The following is a 12721-nucleotide window of genomic DNA, read 5'->3' as shown; positions in this document are numbered from 1 at the left end:
CTTCTCTGCGGCGTCAGGATAGGATCTTCGAGGCTTCATAGGGCTTCGGCTCGATGCCGAATGCCGCCAGCATGGAGCCGAACGCGACCAGCGCGGGATGCATGGCGACGACCGTCTTCGAGGTCGCCAGCAGACGCGCCGTACGCAGCAGCGACAGCGGCAGGCGGCCGAGCATCTGCGCGAACACCCGCACTCGCGCCGCCACGCTCTGCGCGGCCTTGTACTGCACGCGATAATTGATGGCGCCGATGCGCAAGCCCCGCTTGGCGATCCAACCGAAGCTGGTGCGGCTCTGCGGCACGGTCTCTGTGATGACCGCCTCAGCCGTCCAATGAAACAGCATTCCGGCATCGCGGCACCGCACGAAGAAATCGCAGTCGCCGCCGCCGAGGAAATTGAAGCGCAGATCGAACGCGGGCTTGTCGAACCGCTCGAACGCGGCGCGGGTGATCAGGCAATTGCCGCAGCCATAGATCAGCGGCACCGCGCCGCTGTAATCATAGGCCGGGCAAAAGGCGGGATGACGCGCGAGCCACGGCTTGCTGTCGTCGTCGAAGACCGGCAGCACCGGGCCGCCGACGATTTCGGCGCCGGTCGCCTCCGCGGTGCGGACCATCAGCTCAAGCCAGTCGGGTGATGCGATCTCGTCGTCGTCGATCATCAGGAAGCGGGTCGCGGCGGGAAACAGCGCCTGCGCCGTCTCGAACGCGGCGTTGATCGCCTGGCAATTGCCCTGCCGCCGCTCGACGAGGCAGATGCCCTGGAGCCTGCCGTCGGCGAGATACTCCGCGGCGACCGGCGCGCTCTCGCGCTTTGCCGCGTCGTTCTCGACCATGACGACGGCAAAGGAACGCGGGGTGCGCTGGCTTGCGAGCGAGTCCAGCGTCAGCCGCAGATGCTGCGGCCGGCGGAAGCAGGGAATGCAGACGACGATGCCGACCGACAGGTCGATGACGCGGGAGCTCCCGACGATCTCCCGATTGGGATCGCGCACGGCATCCGATATCCGGCTGGCAGACAGGTCTGTCGGGATCAGTGTCATAGCGGTCTAGATGCCCGAGATATGTTGAAAAAGCCCTGCGCCGGTCGCATGCGCCAGGGCTGTCGTCCCGCGACGGTACAGCGTCGCGGGACAGTTGCGTCTCGAAGTGGACAGCCGGCGCGAGGCGCGAGATGGCATCACGCCGCGGATCGTCCGACAATGCAGACCCGACGCCATGAACTTAACCGTTTTCACCTGCTTCCCCGGCAAATCCATACGCACGTGGTACTGCAATTCGCAGTCCATCATGTGCCGGCGGCGCGATGCGGACAATACCGTAGTTAACGCCCATGCGCATTAACCCGTCCGTAAGCACCACGACCGGTGAGGCGGCGCGGCATCGGATTTGCTCTTCGGGCATGCGAGTTTTTTCCTGTAAATTTGAATAGAACAAGCGCGGTCAGAAAATATGAACAAGCCAGCCACGATCGATTTCGCGACAGCCACGGCGATCGACGCCTCCGTCACCACCTCGCACGTCCAGGCGCTGCATGATCTGGTCCCCGGCGAAGCCCGCGACAGCCTTCTTGCTGTTCATGATTTGCTACGCCGCGAGCTGCCACAGGGCCGTCTCGCCATCTATGAAGCCGGCGGCGGCTCGTGCAGCGTTCTGCCGCCGGAATTGCTGAGCCGCAGCAAGGTCACCGTCGTCGACATCGACGAGGACCAGGTCCGCAACAACACCTACGCGGACGAGGCCATCCTCGGCGACGTGCAGACCTACAGCTTCGGGAGCGAAACCTTCGACCTCGTGATCTGTTACAACGTGATCGAGCATCTGCCCCATGTCGACGCAGCACTGCTGAACTTCCGTGATGCGCTCAAGCGCGGCGGGATGATCCTGATCGGCGCGCCCAATCCGCGCTCGCTGTCCGGCGTCGTCACCAAATATTCGCCGCACTGGTTCCACGTCTGGTTCTACCGGCACATCCGCGGCATCAAGGATGCCGGCCTGCCCGGCGAGCCGCCGTTCCCGACCTTCTTCCATTCGCTGGTGACGCTGCCGCGGCTCGAAGCCTTCGCGGCCGCCAACGGCCTCGAGATGATCTATCGCCGCGAGGTCGAGAGCCCGCGCTATCCCGAGATGCGCCGGCGCAAGCCGCCGTTCGCGGCGCTCGTCGATGCCGGCGCCGCCGTGCTGAACGCCGTGCTCCCGCGCGGCACCGACGTCCGCCGCGGCGATTATCACGTCATCCTGCGGAAAAGCTGACCGATGCGCGCGCAGTGCATCGCAGGCAACGCGCAGTCTCGCGGCCTCGTTGCGCGCGGTAACGAACCGTTAATCTCTGAGGGACTTCGGCGTCGCAACGACGCGCCAAACGGCGGCATGCGCTTAAACGCTTTGTTTGCCATTTCGGTGAATAGTCCCTCAATGAGTATGGTTAATTTTCCCTGTTGCGTTGATTGGGCACCTATATCCCCGGTGCGTGGCGTAAAGCGAAGAGTAACCCCTCAGCCCGCGGCCGTTGGAATGAAAGCTGGGGACGATGCTGGACTATAACCAGCCGATAGATCGGGCGAGACCAGAGGCCCCGCAGCAGAGGCCTCAGGCCGGCTTCAGCGCGCTGGAGCTGGTCAACCTGCTTTGGCGGCGGAAGATCGCAATTGCGGCCGCCGCCCTGCTCGGCGCGACGCTCGCGGTCACGGTCGGCAAGAGCCTGACACCCCGCTACACCGCCACCGCCCAGCTCTATGTCGACCCGCGCGAACTCCAGCTCGTCGATCGCGAGCTCACGCCCCGCGCGCAGGACGTCTCCGGCATGTCCATGGTGGTGGAGAGCCAGGCGCGCCTGATCACCTCCAACAGCGTGCTGCTCCAGGTGATCCAGCAGGCGGGTCTCGACAAGGATCCCGAATTCGGCGGCGGCGACGGCAAGAGCCTGATGTCGTCGCTGCTCGGCCTGATCGGCCTGCAGCCCCGCGCGCCCTCCGCGGCGGAGACGAAGGAAGTGCAGCTCGCGGCGCTCGAGGCGCTGAACCGGCACATCACCATCCGCAAGACCGAGAAGAGCTTCATCGTCGACATCGAGGTCTGGTCGACCGATCCGGCGAAGGCGGCGATGCTCGCCAACACGCTGACCAACGCGTACCTCACGGAATCCCGCAACTCGCAGGCCTCGGCGGCACGCCGCGCCACCAGCGACCTCTCCAGCCGCCTGAAGGAGCTGCGCGAACGGCTGCGCAATGCCGAGACCGCGCTTGCGACCTACAAGGCGCAGAACAATTTCGTCGGCACCCAGGACGCATTGATCAGCGACCAGCAGCTCTCCGCCAGCAACCAGCGGCTTTCCGCCGCGCGCGCCGCGACGATGGATGCGCAGGCGCGGCTCGACCAGATCGAGGCGAGCCGGCGCACGGCGGCCGATGCCGGCGCAATTCCCGAAGCGCTGCAATCGCCGACCATCGCGAACCTGCGCGCGCAATATGCCGAGGCCCGCAAGAAATATGCGGAGCAAGCCGGCGAACTCGGCCCGCGCCATCCGGCGCTGCGCCAGACCGAGAAGCAGGTCGAGGATCTCAAGCGCACCATCAGCGAGGAGATCGATCGCTTCGCCCAGTCGGCCAAGAATGATCTGACGCGCGCCCGCGATTTTGAGGCGTCGCTGAACCGGGCGCTGGAAGCGCAGAAGCGGCAGAGCGTGCAGCTCAGCCAGGCCGCCGTGCGTTTGCGCGAGCTCGAGCGCGAGGCCGATGCCAGCCGCGACGTCTATCAATCCTTCCTCAAGCGCTCGCGCGAGACCGAGGAGCAGGAGAGCCTGAACACGTCGGCCGCCCGCGTCATCGGCGAGGCCACCGTGCCGCAGCGGCGTTCGTTCCCGCCGGCGATGAGCCTGTTCGCCATGATCGGCTTCATCTTCGGCGCCATCGCCGCATCGGGCTGGTTCGCCGCGGCCGAGCTGCTGTTCGCCGGCGCGCCAGCGCCTGCACCCGCTCGCCGTGAGCGCACACCGGCGCCGCAAGCTCCGCGCGCTGCGGAGCCGCCGCGGGCCAGCGAGATTGCGCAGCCGCAGGTTTCGCGAGCACCGGAGGTCGCGCAGGCTCCGCCGGACGTTGCTGCGCCACCGCTGCAACCTTCAATGGTCGAAAGACCTCTGATCGAAAAGCCGCTGATCGCGCGCCTCCAGGAGGCCGACGTCATCCACACGCTCGGCGCCATTCTCGCCACCGGCGGCGGCGTCGACCTGACGCGGCTGGGCTGGCCGACGCTGCGTCCCGGCTTCCCCCTGACGAGCCTGCTCAATGCCTGGCGCGACATGCGCGCGGCGGTGGCCCGGCGCGCGGGCGGCAAGGCGATGCCGGTCGTCGCATTGCTCGGTCCCGGCGAGACCACCGGACGCAGCGTGACCGCGCTGAATTTCGCGCTCGCAGCCGCGCGCGACGGCGCCCGCGTGCTGATGATCGATGCCGACCATCTGGCACATTCGCTCTCGAACAAGGTCAACCGTAACGGCAAGAGCGAGCCGAGCAGGCTCGGCTGGCTCTCGAACGGCAGCAAGGCCGCACGCGAGATCAAGACGGTCAACGGCATCTCGGTGCTGCCGGCCGCCGAAGGCGATGCCGGCAAGGCAGCTGAAGCCATCCGCAAGGCGATCGCACAGGCGCGCTCCGCCGGCGGCTACGACCTCGTGGTGATCGACGGTCCCGTGACGCCGCTCGGCGCCGGCAGCCGCAAGCTGCTCGACGAGGTCGATGCGCTGGTGGCGGTGTTGCCGACCAGCATGGACATCAACGACGGCCTGGAAGAGATCCTGAGCACGCTCGGCCGCGCCGAGCGCAAGCTCGTCGGCGTCGTGCTCGACGAGCTCACCCCCGCAACCCAAGCGCGCCAGCGAGGCAGACAATATGCTTGAGCGCCGCGTCAATCTGGACGGGCGGGCCGCAACCGCCGACGTGCCGAGGATCACCGTCGGCGGCCTCCGCATGGCTGCGCTCGACCTGGAAGCCACCGCCGATTTCATGATCGAGGCCACCGATCCGCAGCATCGCATCGGCCGTCCGCTGTACCTGACCTCGGCCAATGGCGAGGTGCTGGCGCGCTGCTCGACGGAGCCGCAAACGGAGCGCCTGTTCCGCGCGGCCGATTTGATCAATGCCGACGGTCAGCCGCTGGTGGCGGCCTCGAAGCTGCAATCCTGGTTTCCGCTGCCCGAGCGCGTCGCGACCACGGACCTGTTCCACGTCGTCGCGCGCAAGGCCGAAGCGGTCGGCCGCACCTTCTACATGTTCGGCGCCAGCGAGGCCGAGAACGCCGCGGCGGTCGCCAACGTCCGCAATCTGTATCCGAACCTGAAGATCGTCGGGCACAGCCACGGCTATCTGCGCGGCGAAGCCCTGCGCGCGAAAGTCGAGGAGATCAACGCGCTCGCGCCCGATTATCTCTGGGTCGCGTTCGGCGTGCCCAACGAGCAGGCATTCGTCGAGGAATTCACGCCGCTGCTCACCAATGTTGGCGTTATCAAGACCTCCGGCGGCTTATTCAACTTTTTGTCGGGCAGCCGGTCCCGCGCGCCGCAATGGATGCAGAGATTCGGACTCGAATGGGCCTGGCGCACATGGCTCGAGCCACGCCGCCTGTTCTGGCGCTATTTGACCACCAACCCCCGCGCGCTCTATCTTCTCTTCAGCCGCAAACGGCCCTTCAATCGCTGAGAGAAGAGTAGCATACGACATGACCGATCGACCGACTGTCCTCGTCACAGGAGGCGCAGGCTATATTGGCTCGCATGCCTGCCGCGCACTGACCGCCGCCGGCTATCAGCCCGTCGTTTATGACAATCTCTCGACAGGTCACCGCAGCTTCGTCGCCGGCCCCCTCGTGACCGGCGATCTGCTCGACGGCGCGGCGCTGGCGCGCGCTTTCGCCGAGCACAAGGTCACCGCCGTCATGCATTTCGCGGCCGCCAGTCTCGTCGGCGAATCCATGACCGATCCGCAGAAATATTACATCAACAACGTGCAGGGCACGTTGTCGCTGTTGCAGGCGATGCGCAACGCCGGTTGCCATCGCATCGTGTTCTCCTCGACCGGCGCCGTCTACGGCAATGCCGATTCCAAGGAGCTGCCGGAAGACTTCCCCTGCGCGCCGATCAACCCCTATGGCGCATCGAAATGGATGATCGAGCGCATGCTCGCCGATTATCGCGCAGCCTATGGCTTCGGTGCCTTCTGCCTGCGCTATTTCAATGCCAGCGGGGCCGATCCCGCCGGCGGCATCGGCGAGCTGCGCGACAACGAGACCCATCTCATTCCGCGGGCGATGATGGCACTGCAGGGCCATGTCGACTTCGCCGTGTTCGGCGACGATTACGACACGCCCGACGGCACCGCGATCCGCGACTACATCCATGTCACGGACCTCGCCGCCGCGCATGTCGCCGCGCTGAAGCTGCTGGAAACGGGACATGCCGGCGGCAGCTTCAACCTCGGCACCGGCGCGGGCTTCTCGGTGCGCCAGATCCTCGACGCCATCAGGCAGGAGACCGGGCGCGAGGTCCCGCACACGGTCAAGCCGCGCCGCGCCGGCGACCCCACTTACCTGGTCGCCGATCCCTCTGCCGCGCGAAAAGTCCTCAACTTCGTGCCGCGTCACTCCGACCTGCCGACGGTGATCCGCACCGCCTGGGCGTGGCACCAGAAGGCCCATCCGCTCAGGGCACGTTAAGCAACCGTAACATCCGCACCTTGCCTGCCGAGCCTCCAAACGGCTAAAATGGAGGCTCGCTGCCGCCGTTGGCGTATCGCCGACGGCCGCATTCTTGGGCATCACCGACGATGAGGTCGGGATGCATGGCTCCCGCCGGTTGCGCGAGCCGATTCTTCCTGGTGTCAGGACCACAATCGAATCTGCGTGACGGCCTGTCATCAGGCGCGGATTCGAAGGAGTATCGATCCAATGCATCAGGCTGCACGCCTGGAGTTCGAGCGCGTGATGGATGAGTTCGTCCGCTGGCATGTCGTGCCCGAGGACGAGCGCTCGCCCGCGCCTGCCTGGTGGTGGGGACCCGCCATGGCGGTGGTCGACGATCAGGAGCCGATGAGCAGCGCATGGTGCGCCGAGCTCGGCTTGCACGAGGGCACGAGCTTCGCCGACGGCGCGCGCACGATTCTGGCGTTGTTCGTCGAGCAGACCTCGCTGACAGGACCCCAGGATTTTCCGAGCATCGCCGAGGGCGCCGATCACGACGTCCGCGAGCTGCACCCGCAGCCGTCAGACGACAGCGCGTTTCAGCCGTAGCGCCGCAGCCGCGGTGGCAACCGGATCCGGTTCGGGCTGAAGCGGCGGTGCGACCGGCAGCACCATCGGCCGCAACAATTCGGCCATCTGTTTCGCCGGCAGCGGCTTCGCAATCAGGAAGCCCTGCATCTCGTCGCAGCCGTGGCTACGCAGAAACGCCTCCTGCTCGGCGTTCTCGACGCCTTCGGCGACGACCGTCATGCCGAGCGCCTTGCCCATGCTGATGATCGCCTGCGCGATCGCCTGATCCTCCGAATCCTGCGGCAGGTCGCGCACGAAGGAGCGGTCGATCTTGATGGTGTCGATCGGGAAGTGCTTCATCAGCGACATCGACGAATAGCCGGTGCCGAAATCGTCGATCGCAAGGCGGATGCCGCGGCTCTGGATGGCGTCGAGCACCTTGAGCGCACGTCCGACATTGCGCATCATCATGCTCTCGGTGACCTCGAGCTGGAGCAGCACCGGCGACATGCCGGAGGCCGCCAACGCCTCGTCGACGTCCTGCAACAGATGCTCGTCGGCGAACTGCCGCGGCGACAGGTTCACCGCCATCGACAGCGGCAGCAGGCCGCGGCGCTGCCAGGCCATCGCCTGCGCGCACGCCTCGTTCAGCACCCAGCGACCGATCGGCACGATCAGCCCGGTTTCCTCCGCGAGCGGAATGAACTGTGCGGGCGAGACGCTGCCGAGATCGGGATGGGTCCAGCGCAGCAGCGCCTCCACGCCGGTGATCTGGCCGGTCGCCATGTCCACCTTGGGCTGATAGTTCAGCGAGAACTGCTCGCGCTCCAGCGCGCGGCGCAGCGCGCTCTCCAGCGACAGCCGCTCGATGGACTGGGTCTTCACTTCCTTGGAGAAGAAGCGGTAGCCGTTCTTGCCGTCTTCCTTGGCGAGATACATCGCCATGTCGGCGTTCTTGGTCAGCGTCTGCGCGTCGGAGCCGTTGGCCGGGTACATCGCGATGCCGATCGAGGCCGTGGTGTGGCACTCGTGACCGGCGAGCTCCATCGGCTCGGAGAGCGCCGTGAGCAGCCCGGTCGCGATGCGCTGGACGTCGTCGATCTCGCCGCACTGGTCGAGGATGACCACGAACTCGTCGCCGCCGAGCCGCGCCACCACGTCGCTGGCCCGCAGCGCGCCGCGCAAGCGGTTCGCCACTTCGAGCAGCAGCAGGTCGCCCGCCTCGTGACCCAGCGAATCGTTGATGACCTTGAAGCGGTCGAGATCGATGAACAGCACCGCAAAACGGTGATCATGGCGCTGCGCGGTGTCGATCGCCGCGCGCAGCAGCCCGTTGAAGGTCTCGCGGTTTGGCAAGTCGGTCAGGCTGTCGTGCGAGGCGAGATACTCGATCCGCTCGTCCGCCTGGTTCTTCTCGTCGGCCCGGTCGAAATTCTCCATCGCGAAGGAGACGTTGTCGGCCAGGCGCTGCAGCAGCTCGACGAACTCTTCCGTGAAGGTATTCGGCTCGGTCGACATGTAGATCATGACGCCGACGGCACGGTCGTGCGCGATCAGCGGGAACGCCGCGCCCGACCGCGCGCCGTCGCCGCGCACGATGGCATGGAAGACACGGACGCGATCGTCGTTGAGGTAGTCGTTGCTGATGCAGGGCTGGCGCGTGCGGAACGCCGTGCCGCTCATGCCGCGCCCTTCGGGACGCTCGGGGTCGATGGAGAGGCGGATGTTGCGGGTGGTGTCCGCGGACGGTCCGGCGGCCGCCACGATCTCGAGCTGATCGCTGCCGTCCACCGCCAGCGCGATCGTCGTCGAGGTGAATTTCGCGCCGTTCGAGGCGGCGAGGCAGACGAGGTCGAACAGCTCGGCCCGCGACTTGGCCCGCATGATCGCCTCGTTGGTGGCGCTCAGCGCCGCGAACATGCGCCTCAGGCGTTCCTTCTGCGCCTCGGTGCGGGCCTTTTCCTCGGCCCGGTCGAAATTGTCGAGCGCGAACGAGACGTTCTCGGCAAGCCGCCCCAGCAGTTGAATGAGATCCTGCGTGAACGCGCCCTCATCGGGCGAGAGGAACAGCAACACGCCGACAGCCTCGCCGCCGTTGCTGAGCAACGGGAAGCAGGCGCCTGATTTCGTCCCTTGCATGCGCGCGATCTGGTGCCAGTGCGCGGTGCGGATGTCGGTGAGGATCTCATTGGCGATGCAAGGCGCGCGCGTACGGAAGGAGGTGCCGGTGAGCCCGCGACCCTCCGGGTCATCGGCCGAGGTCGAGAAGCGCCATTCCTTGATCAGGCCGCAGCTCTCACCCTTGGTCATGGCAATGTCGAGATAGTGCCCCGTCGCATCCACCATGGCGATGGTCGCGGAGGAGAAGGTGCCACCGAGCACCGCCGCCTCGCAGACCACCTCGAACAATTCGGCGCGGGTCTTCACCCGCATGATCGCCTCGTTGGTCGCGCTCAGCGCCTCAAGCATGCCCCTGAGACGATTGCGCTGCATCTCGGCCTTGGCCTTCGCCTCGGCACGGTCGAAATTCTCCAGCGCGAAAGAGACGTTGGCCTGGAGCCTGCGCAGCAGCTCGACGAGTTCGTGCGTGAAGGCGCCGCATTCCGGCGAGTTGAACAGGAAGACGCCCTCGACCCGGTCGCCGTTGAACAGCGGCAGCGCCGCGGAGGACGCGATGCCGTTGCGGCGGGCGCTGGCCTGCCAGGGCGCGATGCGGTCGTCGGCGAGCACGTCGTTGCTGACGGCAGGCTGGCGCGTGCGGAACGCGGTGCCGGTCAGCCCGCGTCCTTCCGCCACCTGCTCCGAGGTCGAGAACTTGAAGTTGCGAACCTGGTCGGCATTCGGTCCGTAGCTGGCGACCACGCGCAGCAGCTCGGCGCGCTGGTCGACCAGCGCGATGCTGGCGGAGGTGAACTTGGCGCCTTTGGCCGTCGCCTCGCAGACGAGGTCGAACAGCTCGGACCGTGACCGTGCGCGCAGGATCGCCTCGTTGGTGGCACTGAGCGCCGCATACATGCGCGCCAGGCGCTCTTCTTCGGCTGCGATCCTGGCCTTCTCGGCCTCGCGGCCGAAATTCTCGATCGCGAACGAGACGTTCTCCGCCATGCGCAGCAGCAGCGCGACGATCTCTTCGTCCTTGGCCCAGGAGCGGCTGATGAAGAACAGCAGCACGCCGACGCTTTCGCCACGCTTGATCAGCGGCGCGACCACGCAGGCGGCGACGCCGGTGTTGACGTTGGCCTGCTCCCACGGCGAGCCCTTGGTACGGCTGGCGAGATCGTCCTCGACGACGGCTTTCTGCGTCCGGAACACCTCGCCGGAGATGCCCTTGCCAAAGGGATTGTCCGGGTCGACCGAATAGCGCGACTGGGTGACGAGCTCGAGGTTCTGCCCGGTGGCCGCGACAGGCTTCATCCAATGCGAATCCGGCTCGCGGAGCAGCACGATGGTCGCCAGCGATTTGCCGCTGTGCACGGAGGCGTCACAGACGAGCTGGTACAGCTCCAGCTCGGTCTTGGCCCGCAGGATCGCTTCGTTGGTGGCGCTGATGGCACCGAACATGCGGTTGAGCCGCCGTGTCGCCCGTTCGCTGATCTGCTGCGCGGTCTCGCGCGCGAAATTGTCCAGCGCGTAGGAAATGTTCGCCGACATGCGCTCGAACAGCGACACCATCTGCTCGTTCAGCGAGTTGGCCTCGCGTCGCGTCACGTACAGCACGCCGACGCTTTTGCCGTTGCAGAGCAGCGGCAACGCCGCCGCCGCACCGATATGCGCCTTGGCGGCACCCTTACGCCACGCCAGCGAGCGCGGGTCGTTCAGATAGTCGTTGCTGATGCACAGCTTCTGATCGCGAAATGCCTCGCCGCCGACGCCCGATCCTTCCGGCGTGCCGGCGTCGGTCGTGATCACGAGCGAGCTCAGCCGCGGGATATCGTCGCCGCAGCCGGCCGCAAAGCGCAGCCGCCGGCCGTCGGGGCCCACCAGGAACACGGCCACGGCCAAAAAGTCCCCGCTCGAAAAGCCGGCGTCGCAGACCTTCTGGTACAGCTCGTCCGGCGATCTCGCATAGAGGATCGCTTCATTGATGGCGCTCAGCGCCGCAAAGGTGCGCGCGAGGGTCGTCGGCACGATCTCAGCTCCCGGGCATTTCTGCCTATTTCTCCCGGTGCCTTTATGAGCGGCGATCGCCTAAGTGGTCGTTATTCCGCCGCGCAAACCGTCGATCAAAGTGAACGAGCTGCGAACGAGCGACGCTAAACTCTCGAAAATACCGCCGTGCGGGGCAAATCTTCGACCAAAGGCGTGTTCCGTTTACGAATTTGCAGCCCTGTATTGGTTTACGGGAGATTGATATCGCTCTGGCGCTTTGAGACGATGGCCCCCAACAAGCAGCCCGATAAGGGCACCACGCCGGGGAAACGCCATGCCGCTCGTCAGGGCCGACCGCCTCACGCGCATCAGCGCCGCGCTGCTCCAGGCGGCCGGGGCTTCCGAGGAAGAGGCCGACGCCGTCGCGACCGGCTGCGTCAACGCCAACCTCGCCGGCCACGATTCCCACGGCGTGATCGCCGTTCCCACCTATATCGACCGCATCAAGGCAGGGCACATCGTTCCCGGCGCCAAGTGGACCATCGTCCAGGAATCGCCGACCACGACCGTGATCGACGGCCATTGGGGGTTTGGCTTTCACGTCAACGCCAAGGCGATGGCGCTGACCATCGAGAAGGCGAAGACGGCGAACGTCGCCGCCTGCACCGTGTTCCGGCAAAGCCATGTCGGCCGCCTCGCCGCTTATCCCTTGATGGCGATGCGCGAAGGCATGATCGGGATTGCGACGGCGGACTCCGGCCGCTCGCCGAAGCACGTGGCCCCGTTCGGCGGCAAGGAAGCGCGGCTCGGCACCAACCCGATCTCGATCGCGGTGCCGTCCGACCTCGAGGCGCCGTTCTATCTGGACATGGCGACCTCGGCGGTTGCTGCCGGCAAGATCCAGCTCGCTGTCGCGCGTGGCGAGGAAATTCCGACCGGATGGATCATCGATGCCGAGGGACGGCACACCGCCGACCCGACCCAATATCGCAAGGGCGGCGCGCTGCTGCCGCTCGGCGGCACCGAGGGCTACAAGGGTAGCGGCCTCGCCGCCATGGTCGAGGTGCTGTGCGGCCTGCTCACCGGTCTCGGCTTCGGCGTCGAGCCGACGGGGCGGCACAATGACGGCTGCTTCATGGCCGTGTTCAATGTCGCCGCCTTCCGGCCGCTGAAGGAATTCAAGCGCGAGGTCGCCGAGTTCGCGCAGTACCTGAAATCGACGCCGCCCTCCGAGGGCAGCAAGGGCGTCTACTATCCCGGCGAGATCGAGGGCCTGCGCGAGCAGCAGCGCCTGCGCGACGGCATCGAGGTCGAGGACGCGACCTGGGACAAGCTGCGCACGCTGGCGCGCGAGTACCGGCTCGACACGATCCTTGGCCTCGCCTGACGCAATT

Annotated in this window: 8 protein-coding genes; 6 read left to right on the top strand and 2 right to left on the bottom strand. The window is 66.3% G+C overall.

Annotation, left to right across the window (positions count from 1 at the left end; all coding sequences use genetic code 11):
- Window positions 1–13: 13 nt before the first annotated feature.
- The gene (locus N2603_RS05755) at window positions 14–1042 is read right to left on the bottom strand and encodes a glycosyltransferase family 2 protein (RefSeq protein ID WP_260388015.1); all 1029 of its coding nucleotides are present in this window, start codon (window positions 1040–1042) and stop codon (window positions 14–16) included.
- A 409-nt stretch (window positions 1043–1451) separates the two neighbouring features.
- Between N2603_RS05755 and N2603_RS05750 the strand changes: the two genes are divergently transcribed.
- From N2603_RS05750 to N2603_RS05730, 5 genes are all read left to right on the top strand, one after another.
- Window positions 1452–2252: a class I SAM-dependent methyltransferase gene (locus tag N2603_RS05750; RefSeq protein ID WP_260388014.1), complete on the top strand. Its 801-nt coding sequence runs from the start codon at window positions 1452–1454 to the stop codon at window positions 2250–2252.
- A 277-nt stretch (window positions 2253–2529) separates the two neighbouring features.
- A complete protein-coding gene (locus N2603_RS05745; RefSeq protein ID WP_260388013.1) occupies window positions 2530–4893 on the top strand; it encodes an exopolysaccharide transport family protein in 2364 nt (787 codons plus the stop codon).
- Entirely contained in the window at window positions 4886–5692 is an 807-nt protein-coding gene (locus N2603_RS05740; RefSeq protein ID WP_018648469.1) for a WecB/TagA/CpsF family glycosyltransferase, read from the top strand. The genes N2603_RS05745 and N2603_RS05740 overlap by 8 nt, the downstream gene beginning before the upstream one ends.
- 19 nt (window positions 5693–5711) lie before the next feature.
- Window positions 5712–6704, top strand: coding sequence for a UDP-glucose 4-epimerase GalE (galE, locus tag N2603_RS05735; RefSeq protein WP_260388012.1), 993 nt, complete (start codon window positions 5712–5714; stop codon window positions 6702–6704).
- Between the two features lie 231 nt (window positions 6705–6935).
- A complete protein-coding gene (locus N2603_RS05730) occupies window positions 6936–7277 on the top strand; it encodes a hypothetical protein (RefSeq protein ID WP_260388011.1) in 342 nt (113 codons plus the stop codon).
- Here the strand turns inward: N2603_RS05730 and N2603_RS05725 are convergent.
- Window positions 7251–11366, bottom strand: a complete 4116-nt coding sequence (locus N2603_RS05725) for a bifunctional diguanylate cyclase/phosphodiesterase (protein WP_260388010.1) — start codon at window positions 11364–11366, stop codon at window positions 7251–7253. The genes N2603_RS05730 and N2603_RS05725 overlap by 27 nt on opposite strands.
- 295 nt (window positions 11367–11661) lie before the next feature.
- Between N2603_RS05725 and N2603_RS05720 the strand changes: the two genes are divergently transcribed.
- Window positions 11662–12714: an Ldh family oxidoreductase gene (locus N2603_RS05720; RefSeq protein ID WP_260388009.1), complete on the top strand. Its 1053-nt coding sequence runs from the start codon at window positions 11662–11664 to the stop codon at window positions 12712–12714.
- Window positions 12715–12721: the final 7 nt, after the last annotated feature.

The organism is Bradyrhizobium huanghuaihaiense, assembly GCF_025200885.1.
Taxonomy (GTDB): domain Bacteria; phylum Pseudomonadota; class Alphaproteobacteria; order Rhizobiales; family Xanthobacteraceae; genus Bradyrhizobium; species Bradyrhizobium huanghuaihaiense.
Note: the sequence above shows the minus strand (reverse complement) of the source record. Positions and strands in the feature narration are given on the sequence as shown.

Coding starts and splice junctions, on each gene's coding strand:
- N2603_RS05755 (WP_260388015.1), bottom strand. CDS start 1,042: ATGACACTGATCCCGACAGACCTGTCTGCCAGCCGGATATCGGATGCC.
- N2603_RS05750 (WP_260388014.1), top strand. CDS start 1,452: ATGAACAAGCCAGCCACGATCGATTTCGCGACAGCCACGGCGATCGAC.
- N2603_RS05745 (WP_260388013.1), top strand. CDS start 2,530: ATGCTGGACTATAACCAGCCGATAGATCGGGCGAGACCAGAGGCCCCG.
- N2603_RS05740 (WP_018648469.1), top strand. CDS start 4,886: ATGCTTGAGCGCCGCGTCAATCTGGACGGGCGGGCCGCAACCGCCGAC.
- galE (WP_260388012.1), top strand. CDS start 5,712: ATGACCGATCGACCGACTGTCCTCGTCACAGGAGGCGCAGGCTATATT.
- N2603_RS05730 (WP_260388011.1), top strand. CDS start 6,936: ATGCATCAGGCTGCACGCCTGGAGTTCGAGCGCGTGATGGATGAGTTC.
- N2603_RS05720 (WP_260388009.1), top strand. CDS start 11,662: ATGCCGCTCGTCAGGGCCGACCGCCTCACGCGCATCAGCGCCGCGCTG.